This is a genomic window from Pseudomonas sp. BP8 (assembly GCF_017875955.1).
Classification (GTDB): domain Bacteria; phylum Pseudomonadota; class Gammaproteobacteria; order Pseudomonadales; family Pseudomonadaceae; genus Aquipseudomonas.
Genome location: NZ_JAGINK010000001.1, coordinates 5,854,859 through 5,879,054 on the forward strand (window position 1 = coordinate 5,854,859; position 24,196 = coordinate 5,879,054).

Consider the following 24,196-nt stretch of genomic DNA (forward strand, 5'->3'; position numbering starts at 1 on the left):
TCATGCAGATGAAATTCCAGCCATGAAAAAAGGGAGGCCAATGGCCTCCCTTCAAGAATTGTCGTCCGTGCTCAGCACTTGTGGCGCTGGCTCACCTCACCTTGTCTGGTAAACAGGGTGTAGCCCGGGGGCCGGCTGATCCTGTTGGATCGCGGGCCGCGACCGCCTTCTTGGGCCGGTCGCCGTGGACTGATGTCCGGGCAGTGATTCTGTTGATAACGATACAGGTCACGCTCCGGCAGAGGATTGCGAAGATTGCTCAGATAAATAGCACTTGCGCAATTTTTAACCCTGGATCGATAATTCGCCGCAATCCGAACAGAAAAGGCCCCCTCCATGAGCAAGCTCGACCGCTACGACCTGAGCATCCTTGCCGAACTGCAGCGCGATGCGCGCATTTCCAACCAGGAGCTCGCAGAACGCATCGGCCTGTCGCCCTCGCCCTGCTCGCGTCGGGTCAAGCAGCTCGAAGACGACGGCTACATCTCGCGCCAGGTGGCACTGCTCGACCGCAAGAAGCTCGGCCTGAGCCTGACCGCCTATGTGCTGATCGGCATGGACCGGCATACCCCTGAGCGGTTCGAAACCTTCGAGGCGGCCATTCGCGACTTGCCGCAGGTGCTCGAATGCAGCCTGGTCACCGGCATGGATGCGGACTATCAATTGAAAGTGGTGGTAGCAGACATGGACCACTACCAAAAGCTGCTACTGGGCAGCCTGACCCGCATCGAAGGCGTGACCAGCGTGCGTTCGAGCTTCGTCCTCAACCAGGTCCTGGCCAGTACCGAGCTGCCATTGACCCACCTGCGTTAACAGGCCCTGACGGCGGGCGTATAATCCGCCGCTTGAGCCTGCCCGGAGCGCACCGATGGATCCTGCAAAATTCGAAGAGTGGATGATGATCAGCCTGGTCACCATCCTGATCGGCTTCATGGGTTTCATCGTCTGGGACTTGGCGAAAAAGTCCAAGGCCGGGCGCTTCGGTACCTTGATCCTGTTTGCCGTGCTCGGGCTGGGCGTGCTCGCGTTCATCATCAAGAGCGTGGTGGTGGGGATGCTCGAAGGGGTCTGAGCGGGGATTTGCGTTGCGCCCTTCGCCGGTCAAGCCCGCTCCAACAGGTATCGTGAAACCCTCCGACCTGTGAAGACCCGCGGTGCCTCCTCATCAAAGGGTCGGCGCCGCGTCACGCCAGCACCCCTGATCCAGCCCGTCCAGCGTCCAGTCACCAATCCGCACCCGCACCAGGCGCAAGGTCGGCAAGCCCACCGCAGCGGTCATGCGCCTGACCTGGCGATTGCGCCCCTCGCGAATCACCAGTTCCAACCAACTGGTCGGCACACTCTTGCGAAACCGCACCGGCGGATCGCGTGGCCACAGGTGCGGCTCGTCCAGCAGTCGCGCCTCAGCCGGCAGGGTCATGCCGTCATTGAGCTCGACGCCCTTGCGCAAGCGCTGCAACTGCTCCTCGCTCGCCTCCCCCTCCACCTGAACCCAATACGTCTTGGCCAGTTTGTGCTTGGGGTCGGCGATACGTGCCTGCAGGCGCCCGTCATTGGTCAGCAACAGCAAACCTTCGCTGTCACGGTCCAGGCGTCCAGCCGGATAAATGCCGGGGATGTCGATAAAGTCCTTGAGCGTCGCCCGCCCCTCGCCGTCGCTGAACTGGGTCAGCACGTCGAACGGCTTGTTGAACAGGATCAGGCGTGGCTCGGCCGGCGCCGGCTTGGGCTGGCGGTGGGGGCCGGCAGGCCGCGCCTGAGGGCGGCGCGGCTTGGAACGGGGTGGCAGGGGCATGGATCCTCAGCGGAACGGCGGCTCATCGAAGCTGCGCAGTTTACGCGAGTGCAACGAATTGAGCTCGGTACGCAACAGGTCGAGGGCAGCGATGCCGATCTTCAGGTGCTGGCTGACCGCCCGGTTGTAGAAGGCATTGGCCGAGCCCGGCAGCTTGATTTCGCTGTGCAAGGGCTTGTCGGAGACACACAGCAAGGTGCCGTATGGAACCCGCAAACGGTAGCCCTGGGCCGCGATGGTGCCGCTTTCCATGTCTACCGCGACGGCGCGCGAAAGGTTGATCAGCGGCCGCTCCTGGGCCCAGCGCAGCTCCCAGTTACGGTCATCGTAGGTCAGCACGGTGCCAGTACGCAGGCGCTTCTTGAGCTCGTCGCCGCGCTCGCCAGTCACCTGCGCGGCGGCTTCCTGCAGCGCCAGCTGCACTTCGGCCAGGGCCGGGATCGGGATGTTCGGCGGCACCACCCGATCGAGAATACCGTCGCGACGCATGTAAGCGTGGGCCAGCACGTAGTCGCCGATGGTCTGCGACTGACGCAGGCCGCCGCAGTGACCGATCATCAGCCAGCAGTGCGGACGCAGCACAGCGAGGTGGTCGGTGATGTTCTTGGCGTTGGACGGGCCGACACCAATGTTGACCAGGGTCACGCCGTCGCCGTCGGCGGCGATCAGGTGGTACGCCGGCATCTGGAAGCGGTGCCAGACCACGCTGGCCACCAGGGCCTGGGTCTCGCCATCGTCCATGCCTTTTTCGATTACCACGTTGCCGGGCAAGACCATGCGCACGAAACGCGGGTCTTGGCGCAACAGCTCCAGGCCGTGGCCGATGAACTGGTCGACATAACGGTGGTAGTTGGTCAGCAGGATCCACGGCTGCACATGGCGCCAGTCGCTGCCGGTGTAGTGCACCAGGCGGCGTAGCGAGAAGTCCACCCGGGCGGCGTCGAACAGCGCCAGCGGCAGGGTCTCGGCGTTACCCCAGTCCCACAGGCCATCGGCGATGTTGTCGGTGGCTGCCGACAGGTCGGTGCTGGGGAACACCCGCGCCAGGGCGGCGGCGGTGATGCCGGTGCCGGCCAGTTCGTCGCCCTGCTCGACCACGTAGGGGTACGGGATGTTCTGTTCGCTGACGCCGACTTCCACAGTCACCGTGTAGTCATGCATCAAGGGCCGCAGCTGCTCGAGCAGATAACCACGAAACGCGTCGGGCTGGGTGATGGTCACGCTGTAGGTGCCGGCGACCTGGACCTTGGCATAGGCCCGGGTGGTCGCGGCGACTTCGCCGTGGCTGTAGTAGGTCAGGCGCAGCGCTGGGTAGCGGTACACTGCGCGCTCGTCGGCATCGGGTTCGGTTCGATCCTTCAGGTAGCGCTTGAGGGCCTGGCTGAGGGCCCCGGTGGCCTGTTCATGCAAAGCCGCCAGACGGTCGACGGCTTGTTCGGGGGTATCAACGACTACAAAGGCTTGGCTCACGCTGGGCTTCCTGTCTTCTGACTGCATGCCTTGCATCTTGCCTGCCTTCGCGGGCAATTACATCCCCGTAGTTCTGTTCCGCCCGCCTCATGGAACTAATTCAGCAGAACCCTGTAGGAGCGGGCTTGCCCGCGAAACCGGCAGCGCCGGTGCCATGCACCACGGTGGCAGGACCGGCCTCTTCGCGGGGCAAGCCCGCTCCTACAGGTATCGCGGTGCCCCGGAGGCCAATACGGTACCTGTGAAGGGATCGCCTCAGGCGCTCCAGACTGGCGTCGCCCGCGCCACCAACGCCTCGGCATCGATCCCCCGCGGCAACGCGCCATAAACGCGTCCTCCGCCACCGAGGCGGCTGCCAATGAAAGCATCACTGACCACGCTATTACCCGCCTCCAGCAACAACTTGGCCTGCACCGCGAGGGCAATATCTTCGGTCAGCTGCCGGGCCCGATACTGAATATCGCCGGTATCGGCAAACGCCGCCTTGAGGTTGCCGATATGCGCCGCCAAGCGCGGATCACCATGGCCATCCCCCAACTCGGCGAACAGTGCATCGAGCACCCCAGGCTCCTTGGACAACGCCCTCAGCACATCCAGGCACTGCACGTTGCCCGATCCCTCCCAGGTTGAGTTGACCGGTGCCTCGCGATACAAGCGCGGCAGGATGCAGTCTTCGACATAACCGGCGCCACCCATGCATTCCGCCGCCTCGTTGATCATCGCCGGCGCACGCTTGCAGATCCAGTACTTGCCCACCGCCGTCATCAGCCGGGCAAAGTGCGCTTGCTGTGGGTCGTCAAGCTGGTCCAGCGCCTGGCCCATGCGCAGGCTCAGGGCCAACGCCGCCTCGCTCTCCAGCGCCAGGTCGGCGAGCACGTTCTGCATCAACGGTTGCTCGCTCAACACTCGGCCGCCGACCTTGCGGTAGGCGCAGTGATGCGCGGCCTGGGTCAGTGCCTGGCGCATCAGTGCGCTGGAGCCAACCATGCAGTCGAAGCGGGTCATGCCGACCATTTCGATGATGGTCGGCACACCCCGGCCTTCTTCACCGACCATCCAGGCCAGGGCACCGCGAAATTCGACTTCGCTGGAAGCATTGGAGCAGTTGCCCAGTTTGTTCTTCAGGCGCTGGATGTAGAACTGGTTGCGGCTGTCGTCCGGGCGATGACGCGGCAACAGGAAGCAGCTCAGGCCTTTGTCGGTCTGCGCCAGGGTAAGGAAGGCATCGCACATCGGCGCCGAGCAGAACCACTTGTGCCCGACCAGTTCATAGGCTTGGCCCGGCCCCGGCGAGCCGACTGGATAGGCACGGGTAGTGTTGGCGCGCACATCGGTGCCGCCCTGCTTCTCGGTCATGGCCATGCCGAGGGTGACGCCGGCTTTGTGCCGGTCGCCGACATTGCGCGGATCGTATTCGCGCGCCAGCACCTTGGGCAGCCAGTACTGGCCCAGTTCCGGTTGCAGGCGCAGGGTCGGCACGGCGGCGAAGGTCATGGTCAGCGGACAGCCGCTGCCGGCCTCGGCCTGGGTATGCAGGTAGGTCATGGCGGCCCGGGCCACATGGGCACCGGCGCGCGGCTCGGCCCAGGGCAACGACGGCAGGCCATGCTCGACGGCGGTGCGCATCAGCTCGTGGTAGGCGGGATGAAACTCGACCAGGTCGATCCGGTGGCCATAGCGGTCGTGGCTGCTGAACGTGGGTTTGTGTGCGTTGGCCAGAAAGCCCGCAGCCATCAGGGGCCCGCCCGCCAGGGCGCCATAGGCGTCGATGCGCGACTCGGCCCAGCCAGCCCCAAAGCGCCGCGACCACGCTTGCAAGGGCTGATCAAGGCGATACAGGTTGGCGCCTTCCAGCGAAGGTGGCTGGTTGGTCACTTCATGGGTTTCAGCGTACTGGTGCAGGTTCATCGCGGTGCTCCTGGATCCGTGCGGGCCTGAAAACTCCAGTGAAGCACCCCTGGGCAGTCAGTCAAAGTGACAAAAATGCCTATGAATGAGCCGAATCGGGGCTACCGTGCAGCCGTGTCACCCTAGAACCGCGCCGCCTGACTCGGCGGGGCCTGTACCTCGGCCAGCGCCAGGTTGAGGGTCAACTCGAAGCGACTGCCCAAGCCTCGGGTCGATTCGTGAGACAACTTGCCCTCGATCAGTTCACCCAACTGCCGACAAATCGACAGGCCGATACCAAGCCCGCCATAGCGGCGGGTCATCGAGCCATCCACCTGGAAGAAGCGCTGGTAGAGGATGGCCTGATCGAGATCCTCGAAGCCGATACCGCTGTCACTGACGATGAACGACAACGCGACACCGTCGGGCCGCACCCGGCGCCCCCGGACCTGGATCATGACCCCACCTTGGTGGGTGAACTTGAGGCCGTTATCGACCAGGCAGGCCAGGCAGCGCATCAGCTTTTGCGCATCACCGAGCAGTTGGTCAGGCAGATCGGCCGGGATATCCAGACTCAGGTACAGGCCCTTGCCTAATGCCTGGCCGGCAAACCCGGCTCGCAGGGCCTGCAATTCAGCGCGCAAGCTGAACGGCGCTGCGTGGCTGCGCAAGCGCCCGGCCTGCAGTTCGGTGAGCACCAGGATGTCGTCGACCATGGCCATCATGTCCTGCGCGGAGCCGGCGGCCGTGCGATGGTACTGGGCGTGTTCGGCGCTCATGGGCAACGTGTGCATCAGTTGCAGTGAACCGATCACGCCGTTCATCGGCGTGCGCAGTTCGTGGGTCACGGTCGCGAGGAACTCGTCCTTCAGGCGATTGCTACGGGCCAGCTGCTGGTTCAGGTGCTCCAGGGTTCGCCCGCTTTCGCGCAACGCTTGCGCCTGCTCCTCACGCAGGCTGTTGATGCGATCGGCCAGCGCCAGCGAGAGCAAGGCCACCTCGAGCGCCGAGCCCAACTGGCTGGCATACATGGTGAGAAACACATTGGGCAAATACCCCAGCACCATCAGCGTATTGACCAGCCCGCCCAGCAGAAACGCCGACCAGGCAATGATGAACCAGCGCGCCACCCGCAGCCCCCGCGACCAGGCGTACAACCCGGCGGTGAAGATGCTCACGGTGAACAGCAGCGCCAACACGGTGGCCATGCGCAGGGCGACGCCGTAGCGCAGGGTCACCGCCAGGATCATCACCAGCGCGCCGCCGAGCATGAGCACCTGCAACAGCCGGTCGAAGCCACGATTGAGCTGGCCCAGACGCAGGAAGTGGCGGGCGAACTGGCAGCCAAACAGGCCGGCGGCACCGATGAACAATGGCGTCGAGGCGTTCGCCCACCAAGGGCTTTGCGGCCAGAAATAGGCCACCCCCGCGCCATTGACCGACACCTGGTACAGGCCGAACGAGGCGATGTAGAGGATGTAGTAGAGGTAACTGACGTCGCGCACGCTGATATAGATGAACAGGTTGTAGACCAGCATCACCAGCAGCACGCCGTAGATCATCCCCAGCACATACAGACGCGTGGGCTGGTCTTCCATGTAGGCATTGACCGACCACAAGGTCAGCGGCGCCTGCACCGAGCCCTGGCTGTGCAGGCGCAGGTAGACCGTGCTCGACTGGCCCGGTTGCAGGGCCAATTCAAACAGGTAGTTGTTCTGCTGGATCTGTCGGCTGGCATACGGCAGGGCATCACCGGTACGCTGGGCCAGACGATAGCTGCCGCGGCCGTCAGCCAGGTACAGCTCCAGGTGATCGAGCGGGGGATAGGCCAGCTCCAGCAGCCAGGGGCGGGCAGCGGACGTTGCGGGGGCCAGGTAGCGCAGGTCGATGCGTAACCAGAACACCGAATTTGAGTAACCGGCGTTGAGTACGTCGTCATGGTGTTGGCGAAAGCGCGAGGCGAATGCGGGCGAACTCACCTCGGCGATGCTGGCGCTGCCACTGCGATCTTCGAACACCTGCATGACGTTGCCCAACGGCAGGCGCCGGGTGGCGTCGTCGAAATCGACCGCCCCGGCGAGCATGGACCAGCAGCCCAGAAGCACAATCAGCAAATAGCGCATACAGCCCCAGCTTGTCTGTCCGGTCGCGTCGCATTGGCCTCCCTTCCTTTTGAGACGACGTGATCCGGCAGAGCTCGTTATCGAGTTATCCGTGCACTCTAGCATAGCCTCCGGGGCTTACTAGCAGCCACTTGCTTTTTTGAATAAACAGCTCTAATTCAGGTCTTTCAGAGCAACAGCAAGACGTTTCCTGACCGCTTGATCAGCAATATCCCCGCGGGGGCCGATTCGCACAAACAGGTTTGGTGGTAAGCTCGCCGACCATGAATACCTACAGCTCCCGCCCCGTTGTCCTCTGTCTCTCCGGCCACGACCCCAGTGGCGGCGCCGGCCTGCAGGCAGATATCGAAGCCCTGATCGCTCAAGGCTGTCACGCCGCACCCGCCGTGACCGCCCTGACCGTGCAGGATACCGTCAATGTTTCCGACTTCCGTGTGCTCGACCGCGAGTGGGTACTGGCCCAGGCCAATGCCGTGCTCACCGACTCCACAGTCGCCGCGGTCAAGCTGGGCATGCTCGGTTCGATCGAGATGGTCGACACCGTCGCCGAACTGCTCGCAGCCCACCCGCACCTGCCGCTGGTCTGCGACCCGGTGCTGCGCGCCGGCGGTGGCGGCCGCCTGGGCAAGGACGAAGTGGGCTACGCCGTGCGCGAACGCCTGTTGCCCCTGGCGACCATCGCCACGCCGAACCTGCCCGAAGCCCGGATCCTTGCCGAACTGCCGCAAGGAACTGCCGACGAATGCGCCGAGAAACTCCTGCCATTTTGTAGACACCTGCTGATCACCGGCGGTCACGGCGACGAAGAGCAAATCCACAACCGCCTGTACAGCCGCGATGGCAGCAGCCAGACCTGGACCTGCCAGCGCCTGCCGGGCAGCTATCACGGCTCCGGCTGCACCCTGGCCAGCGCCCTGGCCGGTCGCCTGGCGCTTGGCGAGCAATTGCAAAGCGCCGTGCGCAGCGCCCTCGACTACACCTGGCGAACCCTGCGTGACGCCGAGCAACTGGGCCGCGGCCAGTTCGTCCCGCGCCGGCTGCCCCTGGACTTCTGTTCCTGATTGACGCACACGAGGCTTGAAATGAAGCTACGCGGTCTGTACGCCATCACCGACAGCCAGCTGCTTGCCGGCCGTTTCCTGTCGCATGTCGAAGCGGCCCTGGAAGGCGGTGTACGCCTTTTGCAGTATCGCGACAAAAGCAACGATGAGGCCCAGCGTCTGCGTGAAGCCGAGGCGCTGAAAAGCCTCTGCGAGCGCTACGGCACTCAACTGATCATCAACGATGACGCCGAGCTGGCCGCGCGCCTGGGTGTTGGCGTGCACCTCGGCCAGACCGACGGCCCGCTGACCCCGGCGCGGGCCCTGCTCGGCCGCAACGCCATCATCGGCTCGACCTGCCACGCTCAGCTGGAGCTGGCTCGGCAAGCCGCCGCCGAAGGCGCCAGCTACGTGGCCTTCGGCCGTTTCTTCAATTCCGTGACCAAACCCGGCGCGCCCGCCGCCAGCCTCGAGCTGCTGGAGCAGGCCCGCGCCCAGGTCAAGCTGCCGATCGCCGTGATCGGTGGCATCACCCTCGACAACGCCGCCCCACTGGTCGCCCACGGCGCCGACCTGCTGGCGGTGATCCATGGCCTGTTTGGCACCGATGACCGGCGGGAAGTCACCCGCCGCGCCCGCGCCTTCAACGCCCTGTTCGCTTCCTGATTTCGAGAGAAAGCCCCATGTCCCGTTCCGAACTGCTGTTTGCCCAAGCCCAGAAGCACATCCCAGGTGGCGTCAACTCGCCGGTCCGTGCCTTCAAGAGCGTTGGCGGCACCCCCCTGTTCTTCAAGCACGCCGAAGGCGCCTACGTCATTGATGAAGACGACAAGCGCTATGTCGACTACGTCGGTTCCTGGGGCCCGATGATCCTCGGCCACAGCCACCCGGACGTCTTGGCGTCGGTGCGCAAGCAGCTCGAGCACGGCCTCTCCTACGGCGCGCCAACCGCCATGGAAACCGAGATGGCCGACCTGGTCTGCTCGCTGGTGCCGTCGATGGAAATGGTGCGCATGGTCAGCTCCGGCACCGAAGCCACCATGAGCGCGATTCGCCTGGCCCGTGGCTACACCGGCCGCGATGCCATCATCAAGTTCGAAGGCTGCTACCACGGCCACTCCGACAGCCTGCTGGTCAAGGCCGGCTCCGGCTTGCTGACCCAGGGCGTACCGAGCTCGGCTGGCGTCCCCGCCGACTTCGCCAAGCACACCCTGACCCTGCCGTTCAACGACATCGCCGCCGTCGAAAAGACCCTGGCCGACGTCGGTGACAGCGTCGCTTGCATCATCGTCGAGCCGGTGGCCGGCAACATGAACTGCGTACCGCCGGCGCCGGGCTTCCTCGAAGGCCTGCGCGAGCAGTGCGACAAACATGGCGTGGTGTTGATCTTCGACGAAGTGATGACCGGTTTCCGCGTCTCGCTGGGCGGCGCCCAAGGCTACTACGGGATCACCCCTGACCTGTCGACCTTCGGCAAGATCGTCGGCGGCGGCATGCCGGTCGGCTGCTTCGGCGGCAAGCGCGCGATCATGGAATGCATCGCCCCGCTCGGCCCGGTCTACCAGGCCGGCACCCTGTCGGGTAACCCGCTGGCAATGGCCGCCGGCCTGACTACCCTCAAGCTGATCAGCCGCCCAGGCTTCCACGACGAGCTGACGGCCTTCACCAGCCGTCTGCTCGATGGCCTGCAGCAGCGCGCCGATGCCGCGGGCGTGCCGTTCGTCACCACCCAGGCCGGGGCGATGTTCGGCCTGTACTTCACCGGTGCCGACGACATCGTCACCTTCGAAGACGTGATGGCCAGCGATATCGAGCGCTTCAAGCAATTCTTCCACCTGATGCTGGAAGGTGGCGTTTACCTGGCGCCGAGCGCCTACGAGGCGGGCTTCACCTCCATCGTGCATGGTGACACCGAGCTGAAGATCACCCTGGATGCGGCTGAGCGGGCGTTTGCCAAGCTGAAGTAAAGTGACCTCTGTACTAGCCTCTTCATGGCGCAAGCGCGCCCTTGCAGACGCAGGCTTGCGCCGCGAAGAGGCCGGTACAGGAAAAACTTTGTAAGGTTGGCGCTGCTTATCCCATAATGTGCCACCAGAGACATCGGACGCAGCTTTGCAGAGGTAAGTCGATCCCCATGAACCGCACCGGCCGCGCCCTGACCCTGGGCTGCCTGTTGCTTCTTCAGCCCTTGCTGGCCTCGGCGGAGGGCGGTAACTCGTTGCTTATTCCGGCGACGGGACGCTGCACTCTCAACGTTCAGCCAGAAGACCAGCAGAGCGCCCTCAAGGCGTGCGAGCAAACAGCCGAGTCTGGTGATGCCCAGGCGCAGTTCGAGCTGGGCGAGTTCTTCTACACCGGCAATGGCGATCAGACACCGCGCAACCTCGACAAAGCCCTCAACTGGTTCCAGAAAGCCTCGCTGCAAGGTCACGCCCAGGCGCAGTACCGCCTCGGCTCGATGTTCTTTCACGGCGAGGGGGTCAAGGCCAACAACGTGCAGGCTTACATCCTGCTGAAGATGGCCGCCGTCAACGGCGCCGAGGATGCCCTCGACCTGGCCGACGAAGTCACCGAGCAGATGCCCCGCGACGAACTCGAGCACGCTACCCAGGTACTGGGCCAGATCTTCCGCAAATACCTGCTGGAGCTGCAGAGCGCCGAAGGCCGCAGCCCCTTCGCCCCGCTCCCCTGACGCTTACTTGTCCGGCATCGGCATCGGAAACGGCATCACATTGCCGGTTACCTTGGCCTCGCTGATCTTCGCCGTGCCCAAGCGCTCCACTTCATCGATACGCACGATCGAGTGCATCGGCACAAAGCTGCGGATAACCCCTTCGAACTGTGCCTTTAGTTTCTCTTCGCTCGGGTCGACGACCATTTGCGTGCGCTCGCCGAAGACAAACTCCTCGACCTCGAGAAAACCCCACAGGTCACTCTGGTAGATCTGCTTGGCGTACATTTCAAAGACCTGCCCCTGATTGAGGAAGATCACCTTGTAGATGGCGGGTTCGCGTTTGCTCATGATCGGCGTTGGGCACATACGGTTGAAAATGGCCCGCATCATAACAGAGCGCACCCCGGTGCGATTCCTGTGCCAGCGGCCTTGCGTCGGCAATAGCAGCGCCCCCCTCACGCCGTGCTGCGACCCTTGATCGTTTCAGTGCTTTCGCCACTGGCAATCAAGGGTTATTCTTGAGTTCACCTCTATTGCCGGCGAGCGGCCTTAAACCACCTTGAACGCACCCATACAACCCCATCGTTTCATCCTCGAACCTTTCGAGGCCCACCGTTTCGCCAACTTGTGCGGCCAGTTCGACGAGCACCTGCGTCTGATCGAGCAGCGCCTGGCCATCGAGATCCGCAACCGCGGCAATCAGTTCGAACTGATCGGCGATTCCAAGACCACCTCCGCCGCTGAACAGCTGCTGCGCCGTCTCTATCGCGAGACCAAGGCCACCGAGCTGTCGCCGGAAACGGTCCACCTCTACCTGCAGGAGTCGGCCGTCGAGAACATCGACAACCCGGCCGTCAACGAGGTCAGCGTTTCGCTGCGCACGCGCAAGGGCAAAATCACCCCGCGCGGCGTCAACCAGCAGCGTTACGTCAAAGAGATCCTGGCCAACGACATCAACTTCGGTGTTGGCCCGGCCGGTACCGGCAAGACCTACCTGGCCGTGGCCTGCGCCGTTGACGCCCTGGAGCGTGAACAGGTGCGGCGCATCCTGCTGGTGCGCCCGGCGGTCGAGGCGGGTGAAAAACTCGGCTTCCTGCCCGGCGACCTGGCCCAGAAGATCGACCCGTACCTGCGTCCGCTGTATGACGCCCTGTACGAGATGCTCGGCTTCGAACACGTCGCCAAGCTGATCGAGCGCCAAGTGATCGAGATCGCCCCGCTGGCCTACATGCGCGGTCGCACCTTGAACAACAGCTTCATCATTCTCGACGAAAGCCAGAACACCACCCTCGAGCAGATGAAGATGTTCCTCACCCGGATCGGCTTCGGCTCGACCGCAGTGATCACCGGCGACATCACCCAGGTCGACCTGCCGCGCGGCACCAAGTCGGGTCTGGCACACGTGATCGAGGTGCTCAAGGACGTGCCGGGCATCAGCTTCACCCACTTCCAGCCCAAGGACGTCGTGCGCCACCCACTGGTGCAGCGCATCGTCGAGGCCTACGACCGCTTCGAGAACCGCCAGGCCAAGCCCGAGGCACCTGCCCGCGATGCTTGAACTCGACCTGCAACGGGCCACGGACGCCGCTGCCCCCGATGATGCCGCCTTCCGCCGCTGGTGCGAACTTGCCCTGCGCCAGCGCACGGCGGACTCGGAAATGACCATTCGCCTGGTCGACGAAACCGAAGGACGTGAGCTCAATCACACCTATCGTCACAAAGATTACGCGACCAATGTGCTCTCCTTCCCTGCCGACGTTCCCGACGAGCTGCTCGACATTCCGCTGCTGGGCGACCTGGTGATCTGCGTGCCGGTGGTCGAGCGCGAAGCGGCCGAACAGGGCAAATCGCTCGAAGCACACTGGGCGCACCTGGTCATGCATGGCTGCCTGCACCTGCTCGGCTACGATCACATCGAAGATGACGAAGCCGAAGAAATGGAAGCCCTGGAACGAACATTGCTGGCAGAACTGGGTCATCCCGACCCGTACGCCGACGACGAACTCCCTCACACCGATAACTGCAAGGAACACGAGTAACCGCCATGAGCGAAGACCGATCGAGCAACGGGCAAAAGTCCTGGCTGGGGAAACTGACCCAGGCTTTTGCCCATGAGCCGAAAAACCGCCAGGAGCTCCTCGAGCTGCTGCGCGAAGCCCATCAGAACAAGCTGCTCGACAGCGAAGCGCTGACCATCGTCGAAGGCGCCATCCAGGTCGCTGACCTGCAGGTGCGCGACATCATGGTGCCGCGCTCGCAGATGATCAGCATCAAGGCCAGCCAGTCGCCCCGTGAGTTCCTGCCGTCGGTGATCGACGCCGCCCACTCGCGCTATCCGGTGATCGGTGAAAGCCACGATGATGTGCTCGGGATCCTGCTGGCCAAGGACCTGCTGCCGTTGATCCTCAAGGAGAACGGCGACAGCTTCAACATCAAGGACCTGCTCCGTCCGGCGACCTTCGTGCCCGAATCCAAGCGGCTCAATGTGTTGCTGCGCGAGTTCCGCGCCAACCACAACCACATGGCCGTGGTTATCGATGAGTACGGCGGCGTTGCCGGCCTGGTGACCATCGAAGACGTGCTTGAACAGATCGTCGGCGACATCGAAGACGAACACGACGTCGAAGAAGACAGCTACATCAAGCCACTGCCCAGCGGCGACTTCCTGGTCAAGGCGCTGACGCCTATCGAGAACTTCAACGAGTTCTTCGACAGCGAGTTTTCCGACGATGAGTTCGACACCGTTGGCGGGCTGGTGATGAGTGCCTTCGGCCACCTGCCCAAGCGCAACGAAACCACCGAGATCGGCGCTTACCGGTTCCGCATTCTCAACGCCGACAGCCGGCGTGTACACCTGCTGCGCCTGACCCCGATTACCCGTTAAGGAAAACCATGCGCTGGATCACCCGCCCCGGCTGGCCCGGTAACCTGCTGGCCATGGCGGCCGGCGCGTCTACCCTGCTGGCCCTGTCGCCGTTCGACTTCTGGCCGCTGGCCCTGCTCGCCCTGGGCCTGTTCTACAGCGGCCTGCGCGAGCTGAGCCCACGCCAGGCCATGGGCCGTGGCTGGTGCTACGGTTTCGGCCTGTACGGCGCCGGCACCAGTTGGATCTACGTCAGCATGAACACCTACGGCGGCGCCTCGCCGCTGCTGGCGATCGTGCTGCTGGTGGCGTTCTTTGCCGCGATTGCCTGGTTCTTCGCCCTGCCCGCCTGGCTCTGGGCGCGCTGGCTGCGCCGCAATGAGGCGCCGCTGGCCGACGCCTTGTGCTTCGCCGCGCTGTGGCTGCTGCAGGAAGCGTTCCGCGGCTGGTTCCTGACCGGCTTCCCCTGGCTCTATTCTGGCTACAGCCAGCTCGACGGCCCGTTGGCCGGGCTGGCACCGCTGGGTGGCGTCTGGCTGATTTCCTTTGCCCTGGCGCTCAGCGCCGCACTGCTGTGCAACCTGCACCGCCTGCGCGCGCGGCCTTCGTTTCTGGCTGTGGCAGCCGTGCTGCTGGTGGCGCCGTGGATCATCGGCATGGCCCTGAAAAACCACGCCTGGACCCGCCCGGCGGGCGATCCGCTGACGGTTGCGGCGGTGCAAGGCAACGTCGAGCAGGATCTGAAATGGGACCCGGCCCACGTCAATGCACAGCTCGCCCTGTACCGCGACATGAGTTTCAGCTCCAAGCCGGTCGACCTGCTGATCTGGCCAGAGACTGCCGTGCCCGTGCTCAAGGATCAGGCCCAGGGCTACATCAGCATGATGGGCGGATTCGCTGCTGAGCGGCATTCGGCGTTGATTACCGGGGTACCCGTGCGCGAAGTGGTGCACCATCAGCGGCGTTACTACAATGGCATCACCGTGGCCGGTGAAGGCGATGGCACCTACCTCAAGCAGAAGCTGGTGCCGTTCGGCGAGTACGTGCCGTTGCAGGACATGCTGCGCGGCGCGATCGAGTTCTTCAACCTGCCGATGTCGGACTTCGCCCGCGGCCCGCAAGACCAGCCCCTGCTGCAGGCCAAGGGTTATCAGATTGCCCCGTACATCTGCTACGAGGTGGTCTACCCGGAGTTTGCCGCCAGCCTGGCCGCGCGCAGTGACCTGCTGCTGACCATAAGTAACGACACCTGGTTCGGCACCTCGATCGGCCCGCTGCAGCACTTGCAGATGGCGCAGATGCGCGCACTGGAAGCCGGCCGCTGGATGATCCGCTCGACCAACAATGGCGTCACTGCGCTGATCGATCCGTTTGGCCGGATTACGGCACAGATCCCTCAGTTTCAGCAGGCGATCTTGTATGGCGAGGTGGTGCCTATGCAGCAGCTGACGCCGTACCTGCAATGGCGTTCGTGGCCGCTGGCGATTGTCTGTGTGCTGTTGATGGGGTGGGCGTTGCTGGCGGGGCGGATTGCCAAGACCGTTTGACGGTGGCGTTCACACCGGCCTCTTCGCGGGGCAAGCCCGCTCCTACAGGATTGGCGGTACCCCTGTAGGAGCGGGCTTGCCCCGCGAAGAGGCCGGCATGACCTGCAAAGAACTTCAGTAGAACAGCCGATAGCCGACCAACCCCACTAATTCATTCATCAACTGCCCGCTCTGCCAGACCGCCCGGCTATCGGGCAACAATCCGGCAAACGGCCGCGCATGATCCTGCCCGAGAAACCCCACCGGCGCCGCCACGACCTCAAACCCGGCGCGCTCGAAGCTCCAACGCGAACGCTGCATGTGCCACGCCTGGGTCACCACGACCACCCGCCGAATACCCAGGGGCTGCAGCAGCTCGGCACTAAGCTGGGCGTTCTCCCAGGTGGTCCGGCTGGCCTCTTCCTGCCACTTCACCTGCACGCCAAAGTCCGCGCGCAACCGATCGGCCATCAACTGCGCCTCGCTCGGCGGCGTGCCGTAGTGCAACCCGCCACTGGTCAGCACCGGCAACCCTGAGGCCTTGGCCAACTGCGCGGCATAGCGCATGCGCTCCAGCGCGGTACCGGTCGGCTGGTCCTGCCCACCCCAGGCGAGGTCACCGCGTTCACGGCCAGCGCCAAGCACCACGATCGCATCGGCCCGCCCGGCCAGACCCGACCATTGCTCCTGGGTCAGCGGCGCCTCGGTTTCCAACTGGCGTGCGACCCGCTCCACCACCAACGGCAGGCTCATCAACCACAACCCGCCCAGCCCCATCACGAAGCAGGCCAGGGCCAACCGCGGCCGGCGCGTGCGCAACCACCAGGCAGCCAGCAACAGCAGGAAGAGCAGCCCCGGCGGCATCAGCCATTGTTTGATGAAGTATCGAATCGGCACGACGCACACCTCCTGTGAAGGCGTGCAGACTAAAAGGATCGGCGCCTGGCAACAAGCCTGCAGCGGGCGCCGATCATGGGATGTGTAGGAGTAGAGCCGGCGCGGGACGAGCCGCGCCTGGAATCCTGAACGGCTATCGCAACGGCAGCGTCCTGGATCTCGCCCGCGTGGCGGGGCGTTTCTTGTCCTTTAGCCAGACGATCTTTGCTGACGACGGCTCCGGCTGCGGGTGGGCAGCGGCGCAGGCGTTGCGGCTCTCCGGGAGGGATTCCAGGTAAGCCTTGATCACTTCGAACTCTGCATGGCTGAGGCCGCGCAACTCCAGTTCGGCTGGCATCTCGTCGCGCAGTCTGACCGAGGTCCTGGCGGCTTCAAGTGCCAGGCCAAGGCGATCGATCAGGCGTTCGTAGAGCTCCGGTTTATTAGCAGAAAGCTGCGATTCTCCCATCCGTTCACCTCATCGAAGATAAGAATATCTCCCCCACACCTGAGCTTAGCGGCACTGCGAAAAGCAGCTAAGCGCTGCGACCAACGGCCCGCAAGGCGCCTTGGCGCAATACGGTTTCCCACGACGCGCGGCGCTCATGTATGCTACGGCGTTCACTCTCACCGACACCGGAGTGCCGGACGCAGCGAGGTTCCGCTGCCGGGAACAAGGTCTCTTCTCTCTCAGCCAAAAGTAGCCATGCACGAACAATACACGCCCCGTGACATAGAAGCCGCCGCCCAGAAATCCTGGGACGAGCAACAATCGTTCGCTGTTACCGAACAGCCAGGCAAAGACACCTTCTATTGCCTATCGATGTTCCCGTACCCGAGCGGCAAGCTACACATGGGCCACGTGCGCAACTACACCATTGGCGACGTGATTGCCCGCTACCAGCGCATGCTCGGCAAGAACGTCCTGCAGCCCATGGGTTGGGATGCCTTCGGCATGCCGGCAGAAAACGCGGCGATGAAAAACAACGTCGCCCCGGCCAAGTGGACCTACGAAAACATCGACTACATGAAGACCCAGCTCAAGAGCCTGGGCCTGGCCATCGACTGGTCGCGTGAAGTCACCACCTGCAAGCCGGACTACTACCGCTGGGAACAGTGGCTGTTCACCCGCCTGTTCGAAAAAGGCGTGATCTACCGCAAGAACGGTACGGTCAACTGGGACCCGGCTGACCAGACTGTCCTGGCCAACGAGCAGGTCATCGATGGCCGCGGCTGGCGTTCGGGCGCGCTGATCGAGAAGCGCGAAATCCCGATGTACTACTTCCGCATCACCGACTACGCCGACGAGCTGCTGGAAAGCCTCGACGAGTTGCCGGGCTGGCCTGAACAGGTCAAGACCATGCAGCGCAACTGGATCGGCAAGTCGCGCGGCATGGAAGTGCAGTTCCCCTACGACCAGGCGAGCATTGGTCATGAAGGCGCACTGAAGGTCTTCACCACCCGTCCCGACACGCTGATGGGCGCCACCTATGTCGCGGTAGCCGCCGAGCACCCGCTGGCCACCCAGGCTGCCCAGGGTAATCCTGCGCTGCAAGCGTTCATCGACGAATGCAAGGGCGGTAGCGTTGCCGAGGCCGACATGGCCACTCAAGAGAAGAAAGGCCTGGCCACTTCCTTGTTTGTCGAGCACCCGCTGACGGGCGAAAAACTGCCAGTCTGGGTCGCCAACTACGTGTTGATGCATTACGGCGACGGCGCGGTCATGGCAGTTCCGGCCCACGACGAGCGCGATTTCGAGTTCGCCCACAAATACAACCTGCCCGTCAAAGCCGTGGTGCGCACCAGCGCCGGCGACGACGTCAGCAGCGAATGGCAGGCTGCCTACGGCGAGCATGGCCAACTGATCAACTCCGGTGAGTTCGACGGTCTGGACTTCCAGGGCGCGTTCGACGCCATCGAAGCCGCGCTGATCCGCAAAGAGCTCGGCAAGTCGCGTACCCAGTTCCGCCTGCGCGACTGGGGCATCAGCCGCCAGCGCTACTGGGGCTGCCCGATCCCGATCATCCACTGCCCGTCCTGCGGCGACGTGCCGGTACCGGAAGACCAACTGCCGGTCACCCTGCCCGAAAACGTCGTGCCGGATGGTGCTGGCTCGCCCCTGGCGCGGATGCCCGAGTTCTATGAGTGCACCTGCCCGAAATGCGGCACTGCGGCCAAGCGCGAAACCGACACCATGGACACCTTTGTCGAATCGTCCTGGTACTTCGCCCGCTATGCCTCGCCAAACTACGACAAGGGTCTGGTCGATCCGAAAGCGGCCAACCACTGGCTGCCGGTCGATCAGTACATCGGCGGCATCGAGCACGCGATCCTGCACCTGCTGTATGCGCGCTTCTTCCACAAGCTGATGCGCGACGAAGGCCTGGTCACCTCGAACGAGCCGTTCAAGAACCTGCTGACCCAGGGCATGGTCGTTGCCGAGACCTACTACCGGGTTGCCAGCAATGGCGGCAAGGACTGGTTCAACCCGGCCGATGTCGAGATCGAGCGTGATGCCAAGGCCAAGATCATTGGCGCACGCCTGAAGACCGACGGCCTGCCGGTGGAAATCGGCGGCACCGAGAAGATGTCCAAGTCGAAGAACAACGGCGTCGACCCACAGTCGATGATCAATGCCTACGGCGCTGACACCTGCCGCCTGTTCATGATGTTTGCCTCGCCGCCCGACATGAGCCTGGAGTGGTCCGACTCCGGCGTCGAGGGTGCGAGCCGCTTCCTGCGCCGCGTCTGGCGCCTGGCTCAGGCTCACGTCAGCCAGGGCCTGCCGGGCACACTGGATGTCGCTGCGCTGGATGACGCGCAAAAAGTCATTCGTCGCGCCATCCACGCGGCCATCAAGCAGGCCAGCACCGATGTCGGCCAGCATCACAAGTTCAACACCGCCATCGCCCAGGTGATGACCGTGATGAACGTGCTGGAGAAGGCCCCGCAGGCCACCGCACAAGACCGTGCCCTGCTCCAGGAAGGCCTGGAAGCGGTCACCCTGCTGCTGGCACCGATCACCCCGCACATCAGCCACGCGCTGTGGAACGCGCTGGGCCACACTCAGCCAGTGATCGATGCCAACTGGCCGAGCGTTGATGAAAGCGCCCTGGTGCAAGACACCGTCACGCTGGTGGTGCAGGTCAACGGCAAGCTGCGTGGCCAGGTCGACATGCCGGCCGCCGCCAGCCGCGAAGAGATCGAGGCCGCGGCCCGCAACAACGACAATGTCCTGCGCTTTACCGACGGCCTGACCATTCGCAAGGTCATCGTGGTACCGGGCAAACTGGTCAACATCGTCGCCAACTGATGGCAACGCCCGCCCGCAGCCACTGCGGGCGGGCGGAATCGGCCCACAAGGGAGCTACAACATGATCAAACGCAATCTGCTGGTAATGGGCCTGGCCGTCATGCTCAGCGCCTGCGGTTTCCAGTTGCGCGGCACCGGCACCACCGAGTTGAGCATCAAGGAACTGGATGTCAGCGCGCGTAATGCCTATGGCCAGACCGTCATCCAGCTGCGCGACGTCCTGCAGAACAGCGGCGTCGATGTGCACAGCGGTGCGCCGTACCGCCTGGTGCTGACCAACGAGCAAGAAAACTCGCGCGCCGCGACCTACACCGGTGGCAGCCGCTCGGCCGAGTATGAGCTGACCACGGTGCTCAACTACAGCATCCTCGGCTTGAACGACTTGCCACTGCTCAGCGACAAGCTGGAAGTGCGCAAAACCTACGTGCAAGACGGTGGCAACATGACCGGCTCCGACCAGAACGGCCTGCAGGTTCGCGAAGAGCTGCGCCGCGAACTGGTTCAGGGCATGGTCGTGCGCCTGCAGATGCTCAGCCCGGCACAGCTTGATGAGCTGCAGAGCAAGGCCGAGCAGCGTGCCAAGGCTGAAGCCCAAGCGGCTGAAGCGGCCCAGCGCTATCGCGACGAAACCCCTCAGCAATCGCCTATGGAAGTACCGGGCCAGTAAGCCCGGTCGGGGCACCGCGACGGTGCCCCGCCTCTTCTCATGAAGCTCGCTCCCGCCCAACTCAACAAGCACCTGCAAGGCGCTCTGGCACCCGTCTACGTGGTCAGCGGTGATGACCCGCTACTGTGTCAGGAAGCTGCCGACGCCATTCGCGCTGCTGCCCGCCAACAGGGCTTCGATGAGCGCCAGGTGTTCAGTGCCGATGCCAATTTCGACTGGGGCAGCCTGCTCCAGGCCGGTGCCAGCCTGTCGCTGTTCGCCCAGCGGCGTCTGCTTGAGCTGCGCCTGCCTTCGGGCAAGCCGGGCGACAAGGGCGCGGCGGCGCTGATCGAATACTGTGCCAAGCCCGCTGAAGACACCCTGTTGTTGATCAGCCTGCCCAAGCTCGATGGCAGCGCGCAGAAAACCAAGTGGGGCAAGGCGCTGGTCGAAGGCAGTCACTGTCAGTTCATCCAGATCTGGCCGGTCGATGCCCAGCAATTGCCGCAGTGGATCAACCAGCGCCTGGCCCAGGCAGGGCTGTCGGCCCAGCGTGATGCAGTCGATCTGATTGCTGCTCGGGTCGAGGGCAACCTGCTGGCGGCTGCCCAGGAAATCGAAAAGCTCAAGCTGCTTGCCGAAGGTAATCAGATCACCGTCGAGACGGTACAGGGGGCGGTGGCCGACAGCGCCCGCTTCGACGTGTTCGGCCTGGTCGATGCGATCCTCAAGGGTGAAGCGGCACATGCGCTGCGCATGCTCGAAGGGCTGCGCGGCGAAGGTGTCGAGCCACCGGTGATCCTCTGGGCGCTGGCCCGGGAGCTGCGTTTGCTGGCGGGGATTGCCCAGCAGTTCAGCCAGGGCATTCCGTTGGACAAAGCGTTCAGCCAGGCGCGGCCGCCGGTGTGGGACAAGCGTAGGCCGCTGGTCAGTAAAGCCCTGCAACGGCTCTCGGCACAACGCTGGGCGCAGTTGCTCCAGGATGCCCAGCGGATCGATGCGCAGATCAAGGGCCAGGCCGAAGGCTCGCCGTGGACCAGCCTGGCGCGGTTGGCGTTGTTGATGGCTGGGCAGCGCTTGGCATTGCCCTCGCAGTAGGGCTGAAAGATTGGGGGCGCTTCGCACCCCTTTCGCGACACAAGGCCGCTCCCACAGTAGTTCGGCGTAAACCGTTCCCTTGTGTCGCTCTTGCGATACACACAATCAATTGGCCCTCACCCGAGCCTGGTCTTACAGTGCGCCCCGTTACCCAGCCACCCCAACGGGAATCCCAGCATGAGCAAAAAGCCGAAAAAGCACGGCCCCAACAAGGCCAAGTCGATTGTCGCCCAGCCCTTGTTCCGCAGCCGCCAGGAACAGCCAGACAAGGGCAAAGGCAGCTACCGCCGCGAAGCCTTCCAATCGAGAGATTGGGAGGCTTCTTACTTTTTGGCCGCATGAAAGCAACAAAAGCGCAGGCATGGTATGGTCGGCATCTGACCTGTAATTCCTGGATCTGTGCATGCTCTTCAGTCTGTTCCCACGCTGGCAACCCCGCCAGCTGATCGCGGCCTCCAGCCTCATCCTGCTTGTCGCCTGCGCGGAAAAACCCACCGCTGCCGACGCCCTGCCGCTGGCGCCTGCCCAGCCCGCTCCGGTTGTGACCCTGCCGGTCAGCACGCCCGACGTCAGCACTGAAATCCAGCCCCTGCAGACCTTCGCCCAATGGCAGGCGGGTTTCCGTCAACAAGCCCTGCAAGCCGGGATCAGCGCCAGCCTGTTCGACCGCGCGTTTGTTGGCGTCACGCCAGACATGGACGTGATCAAGGCCGATCGCAGCCAACCCGAGTTCAGCCGCCCGGTATGGGAATACCTTGAGGGTGCCCTGTCGCCACTGCGCGTGCGCAATGGCAAAAAACTCCTCGAGCAGAATGCCGAGCTGCTTTCACGCCTCGAACAGCGCTATGGCGTCGACCGCCAGGTGCTGGTTTCGGTGTGGGGCATGGAAAGCAACTTCGGCCAGTTCCAGGGCAGCAAATCGGTGATCCGTTCGCTGGCCACCTTGGCCTATGAAGGGCGCCGGCCACAATTTGCCCAAGACCAACTGATCGCGGCGTTGCAGATCCTGCAAAACGGCGATATCCAGCCCGAGGCCATGCGCGGCTCGTGGGCCGGGGCCATGGGCCAGACCCAGTTCATCCCGACCACCTACAACACCCACGCGGTGGATTTCGATGGCGACGGCCGCCGCGATATCTGGAACAGCACCGCTGACGCCCTGGCCTCCACTGCGCACTACCTGCAGAGTTCGGGCTGGAAGCGCGGTCAACCGTGGGGCTTCGAAGTCCAGGTACCGGCCGGTTTCGATTACTGGATCGCCGATGGCGCGCAACGCAAGACAGTCAGCGAATGGCTGCAACTGGGCGTGAAGCTGCCTAACGGCACGCAACTGCCGGCCGGCAGCAATCAACTGTCCGCCGCCCTGCTGCTGCCTGCTGGTGCTCGCGGCCCGGCCTTCCTGGTGCTGGATAACTTCCGCGCGATCCTCAAGTACAACAACTCGTCGTCGTACGCGTTGGCGGTAAGCTTGCTCGGTGACCGCTTCTCGGGCTGGGGTTTCATTGCCGGCAGTTGGCCCAAGGAAGACCTGCCGCTTAGTCGCAGCGAGCGCATCGAGCTGCAGAACCTGCTCAATGCCAGTGGCCATGAAGCGGGTAATGCCGACGGGATCATTGGTGCCAACACGCGCAAGGCGATCCGCAATGCCCAGCAGGCGCAGGGGATGCCGGCCGATGGCTATCCGACACACAAGCTGCTGGATGGCTTGCGTCAGCGTTGATCTTGGCAGAGAACAAAGCGCGTAACGGCGCCGCATGACGCATATCGTGTAGGCAACCGGCCCAGCCGGTGCCATACGCCACTGTGGCTGGGCTGGCCTCTTCGCGGGGCAAGCCCGCTCCTACAGGGTATGCGGCGCGCTACGGGCTTGGTGCTGCTTTGAACAACCCTTGCTCGAGCACCAACCGCTGCCCTTCACTGTCCAGGCGCACCCGTGCGCCAAGCGGCAGGCATACGTTCGGATCACAATGGCCACTGCGCCAGCCGGCTAGCACCGGTACGTCCAACGGGCCAAAGATGTCCTGCAGCAATGGCGTCATCGCTGCCACGGTAATCCCGGCAAAATCCCCTACCAGCACCCCGCGCACGCCATCCAGCTTGCCGGCCAGACGCAACTGGGTCAGCAGCCGGTCGACCCGGAACAGCGGCTCGTTGACGTCTTCGATAAACAGGATGCTGTCCTGAGTCTCGACCTCGGCCAACGTGCCGATGGTCGCGCCGAGCAAGGACAAATTGCCGCCGACCAACTGCCCACTGGCAACGCCAGGCACTACCGTGGTCAGTGGGTACGCCGCTGGGTGCACGATTTCAGCGCCCTGCCCCAGCCGACCACTCAACTGCGCCAACAACGAACTGAGGGTCGGCTCCTGCTTGTCGCCTAACAGATCGGCATTGAGCATGCCGCCATGGAAAGTCACCATACCAAGGTGCCGATTGATCGCCGTATGCAGCGCGGTGATGTCGCTGTAGCCAATCAGCGGCTTGGGGTGCCGAGCGATCAGCTCGAAGTCGAGCCCATCAAGCAGGCGCATGCTGCCATAACCGCCACGCATGCACAGGATGGCGTCTACCTGGGGGTCGGCAAAGGCCGCGTGCAGGTCATCCAGGCGCTGTTGGTCGGAACCTGCCAGGTAGCCCTGAGCCTCAGCCACACCGGGATAGATACGGCACTGGTAACCGCGCGCGGCAAACCACTGGCGGACACTTTCCGGGTCAAGCCGCGCCGGCCCGGCTGGCGCGATAATGGCAAAGCAGGCATGGGCCGGTAGCGGCTTGGGCAATGCTCCAGCCAGGTTTTGAAGATGTTCCATCAAGCAACTCCCTCTCCAAACAAAAATGCCGATGGCACCTTTCGGCACGCATCGGCATGTGTCCTTCAGATCAGG

General features: G+C 63.7%; 23 protein-coding genes. 15 read left to right on the forward strand and 8 right to left on the reverse strand.

Features of this window, described 5'->3' with window-relative positions; translation table 11 throughout:
• The first annotated feature begins 336 nt into the window (after positions 1 to 336).
• Positions 337 to 813: an Lrp/AsnC family transcriptional regulator gene (locus J3B00_RS25685; protein WP_209874103.1), complete on the forward strand. Its 477-nt coding sequence runs from the start codon at positions 337 to 339 to the stop codon at positions 811 to 813.
• Between the two features lie 55 nt (positions 814 to 868).
• The gene (locus J3B00_RS25690; protein ID WP_209874107.1) at positions 869 to 1,072 is read left to right on the forward strand and encodes a DUF2788 domain-containing protein; all 204 of its coding nucleotides are present in this window, start codon (positions 869 to 871) and stop codon (positions 1,070 to 1,072) included.
• A gap of 93 nt (positions 1,073 to 1,165) precedes the next feature.
• Here the strand turns inward: J3B00_RS25690 and J3B00_RS25695 are convergent, their stop codons facing one another.
• The 4 genes from J3B00_RS25695 to J3B00_RS25710 form a co-directional block, all read right to left on the reverse strand.
• Entirely contained in the window at positions 1,166 to 1,795 is a 630-nt protein-coding gene (locus J3B00_RS25695) for a pseudouridine synthase (protein ID WP_245362629.1), read from the reverse strand.
• 6 nt (positions 1,796 to 1,801) lie between these two features.
• Positions 1,802 to 3,292 (reverse strand): AMP nucleosidase, encoded by a 1,491-nt coding sequence (gene amn, locus J3B00_RS25700; RefSeq protein WP_209874110.1) that lies wholly within the window; start codon positions 3,290 to 3,292, stop codon positions 1,802 to 1,804.
• Between the two features lie 228 nt (positions 3,293 to 3,520).
• Positions 3,521 to 5,173: an acyl-CoA dehydrogenase family protein gene (locus J3B00_RS25705; RefSeq protein WP_209874112.1), complete on the reverse strand. Its 1,653-nt coding sequence runs from the start codon at positions 5,171 to 5,173 to the stop codon at positions 3,521 to 3,523.
• Positions 5,174 to 5,295: 122 nt separating this feature from the next.
• A complete protein-coding gene (locus J3B00_RS25710; protein WP_209874115.1) occupies positions 5,296 to 7,275 on the reverse strand; it encodes a hybrid sensor histidine kinase/response regulator in 1,980 nt (659 codons plus the stop codon).
• Between the two features lie 263 nt (positions 7,276 to 7,538).
• Here J3B00_RS25710 and J3B00_RS25715 point away from each other — a divergent pair, with 263 nt between their 5' ends.
• From J3B00_RS25715 to J3B00_RS25730, 4 genes are all read left to right on the forward strand, one after another.
• Positions 7,539 to 8,336, forward strand: a complete 798-nt coding sequence (locus J3B00_RS25715) for a hydroxymethylpyrimidine/phosphomethylpyrimidine kinase (RefSeq protein WP_209874118.1) — start codon at positions 7,539 to 7,541, stop codon at positions 8,334 to 8,336.
• 21 nt (positions 8,337 to 8,357) lie between these two features.
• Positions 8,358 to 8,981: a thiamine phosphate synthase gene (thiE, locus tag J3B00_RS25720; RefSeq protein ID WP_209874121.1), complete on the forward strand. Its 624-nt coding sequence runs from the start codon at positions 8,358 to 8,360 to the stop codon at positions 8,979 to 8,981.
• 17 nt (positions 8,982 to 8,998) lie between these two features.
• The gene (gene hemL / locus J3B00_RS25725; RefSeq protein ID WP_209874124.1) at positions 8,999 to 10,282 is read left to right on the forward strand and encodes a glutamate-1-semialdehyde 2,1-aminomutase; all 1,284 of its coding nucleotides are present in this window, start codon (positions 8,999 to 9,001) and stop codon (positions 10,280 to 10,282) included.
• A gap of 167 nt (positions 10,283 to 10,449) precedes the next feature.
• On the forward strand, positions 10,450 to 11,007 hold the full coding sequence (locus J3B00_RS25730; RefSeq protein ID WP_209874127.1) for a tetratricopeptide repeat protein: 558 nt from the start codon (positions 10,450 to 10,452) through the stop codon (positions 11,005 to 11,007).
• 3 nt (positions 11,008 to 11,010) lie between these two features.
• On the opposite strand, the gene J3B00_RS25735 is transcribed toward J3B00_RS25730, so the two are convergent.
• A complete protein-coding gene (locus J3B00_RS25735) occupies positions 11,011 to 11,337 on the reverse strand; it encodes a DUF1820 family protein (protein ID WP_209874130.1) in 327 nt (108 codons plus the stop codon).
• A 211-nt stretch (positions 11,338 to 11,548) separates the two neighbouring features.
• Between J3B00_RS25735 and J3B00_RS25740 the strand changes: the two genes are divergently transcribed.
• From J3B00_RS25740 to lnt, 4 genes are read left to right on the forward strand one after another with little or no spacing between them, the layout of a single operon-like run.
• Positions 11,549 to 12,547, forward strand: coding sequence for a PhoH family protein (locus J3B00_RS25740; RefSeq protein ID WP_209874133.1), 999 nt, complete (start codon positions 11,549 to 11,551; stop codon positions 12,545 to 12,547).
• Entirely contained in the window at positions 12,540 to 13,028 is a 489-nt protein-coding gene (gene ybeY, locus J3B00_RS25745) for an rRNA maturation RNase YbeY (protein WP_209874136.1), read from the forward strand. Before J3B00_RS25740 ends, ybeY begins: the two co-directional genes overlap by 8 nt.
• Positions 13,029 to 13,033: 5 nt before the next feature.
• Complete coding sequence (locus tag J3B00_RS25750; RefSeq protein WP_186556679.1) at positions 13,034 to 13,873, forward strand: HlyC/CorC family transporter; 840 nt, start codon at positions 13,034 to 13,036, stop codon at positions 13,871 to 13,873.
• Between the two features lie 8 nt (positions 13,874 to 13,881).
• The gene (lnt, locus tag J3B00_RS25755) at positions 13,882 to 15,399 is read left to right on the forward strand and encodes an apolipoprotein N-acyltransferase (RefSeq protein WP_209874139.1); all 1,518 of its coding nucleotides are present in this window, start codon (positions 13,882 to 13,884) and stop codon (positions 15,397 to 15,399) included.
• A 114-nt stretch (positions 15,400 to 15,513) separates the two neighbouring features.
• Here the strand turns inward: lnt and J3B00_RS25760 are convergent, their stop codons facing one another.
• Positions 15,514 to 16,275 (reverse strand): YdcF family protein, encoded by a 762-nt coding sequence (locus J3B00_RS25760; protein WP_209874143.1) that lies wholly within the window; start codon positions 16,273 to 16,275, stop codon positions 15,514 to 15,516.
• Positions 16,276 to 16,408: 133 nt separating this feature from the next.
• Positions 16,409 to 16,723, reverse strand: coding sequence for a hypothetical protein (locus J3B00_RS25765; protein WP_209874146.1), 315 nt, complete (start codon positions 16,721 to 16,723; stop codon positions 16,409 to 16,411).
• A 237-nt stretch (positions 16,724 to 16,960) separates the two neighbouring features.
• Between J3B00_RS25765 and leuS the strand changes: the two genes are divergently transcribed.
• The 5 genes from leuS to J3B00_RS25790 all read left to right on the forward strand — a co-directional run bounded on the left by leuS (position 16,961) and on the right by J3B00_RS25790 (position 23,031).
• Complete coding sequence (leuS, locus tag J3B00_RS25770; RefSeq protein WP_209874149.1) at positions 16,961 to 19,567, forward strand: leucine--tRNA ligase; 2,607 nt, start codon at positions 16,961 to 16,963, stop codon at positions 19,565 to 19,567.
• Between the two features lie 61 nt (positions 19,568 to 19,628).
• Positions 19,629 to 20,234, forward strand: coding sequence for an LPS assembly lipoprotein LptE (gene lptE, locus J3B00_RS25775; RefSeq protein ID WP_209874152.1), 606 nt, complete (start codon positions 19,629 to 19,631; stop codon positions 20,232 to 20,234).
• A 39-nt stretch (positions 20,235 to 20,273) separates the two neighbouring features.
• Positions 20,274 to 21,311 (forward strand): DNA polymerase III subunit delta, encoded by a 1,038-nt coding sequence (holA, locus tag J3B00_RS25780; protein ID WP_209874155.1) that lies wholly within the window; start codon positions 20,274 to 20,276, stop codon positions 21,309 to 21,311.
• Positions 21,312 to 21,488: 177 nt separating this feature from the next.
• Positions 21,489 to 21,653, forward strand: a complete 165-nt coding sequence (gene arfA / locus J3B00_RS25785) for an alternative ribosome rescue factor ArfA (RefSeq protein ID WP_209874158.1) — start codon at positions 21,489 to 21,491, stop codon at positions 21,651 to 21,653.
• Positions 21,654 to 21,714: 61 nt separating this feature from the next.
• Entirely contained in the window at positions 21,715 to 23,031 is a 1,317-nt protein-coding gene (locus J3B00_RS25790) for a lytic murein transglycosylase (RefSeq protein ID WP_209874162.1), read from the forward strand.
• Positions 23,032 to 23,170: 139 nt separating this feature from the next.
• Here the strand turns inward: J3B00_RS25790 and J3B00_RS25795 are convergent, their stop codons facing one another.
• Entirely contained in the window at positions 23,171 to 24,121 is a 951-nt protein-coding gene (locus J3B00_RS25795; protein WP_209874165.1) for an LD-carboxypeptidase, read from the reverse strand.
• Between the last annotated feature and the right edge of the window lie 75 nt (positions 24,122 to 24,196).

What these genes read in the sequence shown, in the direction of transcription:
- ybeY (WP_209874136.1), top strand. Translation starts at nt 12,540, where the DNA reads ATGCTTGAACTCGACCTGCAACGGGCCACGGACGCCGCTGCCCCCGAT.
- J3B00_RS25795 (WP_209874165.1), bottom strand. Translation starts at nt 24,121, where the DNA reads ATGGAACATCTTCAAAACCTGGCTGGAGCATTGCCCAAGCCGCTACCG.
- J3B00_RS25685 (WP_209874103.1), top strand. Translation starts at nt 337, where the DNA reads ATGAGCAAGCTCGACCGCTACGACCTGAGCATCCTTGCCGAACTGCAG.
- arfA (WP_209874158.1), top strand. Translation starts at nt 21,489, where the DNA reads ATGAGCAAAAAGCCGAAAAAGCACGGCCCCAACAAGGCCAAGTCGATT.
- J3B00_RS25730 (WP_209874127.1), top strand. Translation starts at nt 10,450, where the DNA reads ATGAACCGCACCGGCCGCGCCCTGACCCTGGGCTGCCTGTTGCTTCTT.
- J3B00_RS25715 (WP_209874118.1), top strand. Translation starts at nt 7,539, where the DNA reads ATGAATACCTACAGCTCCCGCCCCGTTGTCCTCTGTCTCTCCGGCCAC.
- J3B00_RS25765 (WP_209874146.1), bottom strand. Translation starts at nt 16,723, where the DNA reads ATGGGAGAATCGCAGCTTTCTGCTAATAAACCGGAGCTCTACGAACGC.
- J3B00_RS25690 (WP_209874107.1), top strand. Translation starts at nt 869, where the DNA reads ATGGATCCTGCAAAATTCGAAGAGTGGATGATGATCAGCCTGGTCACC.
- J3B00_RS25790 (WP_209874162.1), top strand. Translation starts at nt 21,715, where the DNA reads ATGCTCTTCAGTCTGTTCCCACGCTGGCAACCCCGCCAGCTGATCGCG.
- J3B00_RS25750 (WP_186556679.1), top strand. Translation starts at nt 13,034, where the DNA reads ATGAGCGAAGACCGATCGAGCAACGGGCAAAAGTCCTGGCTGGGGAAA.
- amn (WP_209874110.1), bottom strand. Translation starts at nt 3,292, where the DNA reads ATGCAGTCAGAAGACAGGAAGCCCAGCGTGAGCCAAGCCTTTGTAGTC.
- J3B00_RS25735 (WP_209874130.1), bottom strand. Translation starts at nt 11,337, where the DNA reads ATGAGCAAACGCGAACCCGCCATCTACAAGGTGATCTTCCTCAATCAG.
- lnt (WP_209874139.1), top strand. Translation starts at nt 13,882, where the DNA reads ATGCGCTGGATCACCCGCCCCGGCTGGCCCGGTAACCTGCTGGCCATG.
- holA (WP_209874155.1), top strand. Translation starts at nt 20,274, where the DNA reads ATGAAGCTCGCTCCCGCCCAACTCAACAAGCACCTGCAAGGCGCTCTG.
- hemL (WP_209874124.1), top strand. Translation starts at nt 8,999, where the DNA reads ATGTCCCGTTCCGAACTGCTGTTTGCCCAAGCCCAGAAGCACATCCCA.
- J3B00_RS25705 (WP_209874112.1), bottom strand. Translation starts at nt 5,173, where the DNA reads ATGAACCTGCACCAGTACGCTGAAACCCATGAAGTGACCAACCAGCCA.
- J3B00_RS25695 (WP_245362629.1), bottom strand. Translation starts at nt 1,795, where the DNA reads ATGCCCCTGCCACCCCGTTCCAAGCCGCGCCGCCCTCAGGCGCGGCCT.
- thiE (WP_209874121.1), top strand. Translation starts at nt 8,358, where the DNA reads ATGAAGCTACGCGGTCTGTACGCCATCACCGACAGCCAGCTGCTTGCC.
- J3B00_RS25710 (WP_209874115.1), bottom strand. Translation starts at nt 7,275, where the DNA reads ATGCGCTATTTGCTGATTGTGCTTCTGGGCTGCTGGTCCATGCTCGCC.
- leuS (WP_209874149.1), top strand. Translation starts at nt 16,961, where the DNA reads ATGCACGAACAATACACGCCCCGTGACATAGAAGCCGCCGCCCAGAAA.
- lptE (WP_209874152.1), top strand. Translation starts at nt 19,629, where the DNA reads ATGATCAAACGCAATCTGCTGGTAATGGGCCTGGCCGTCATGCTCAGC.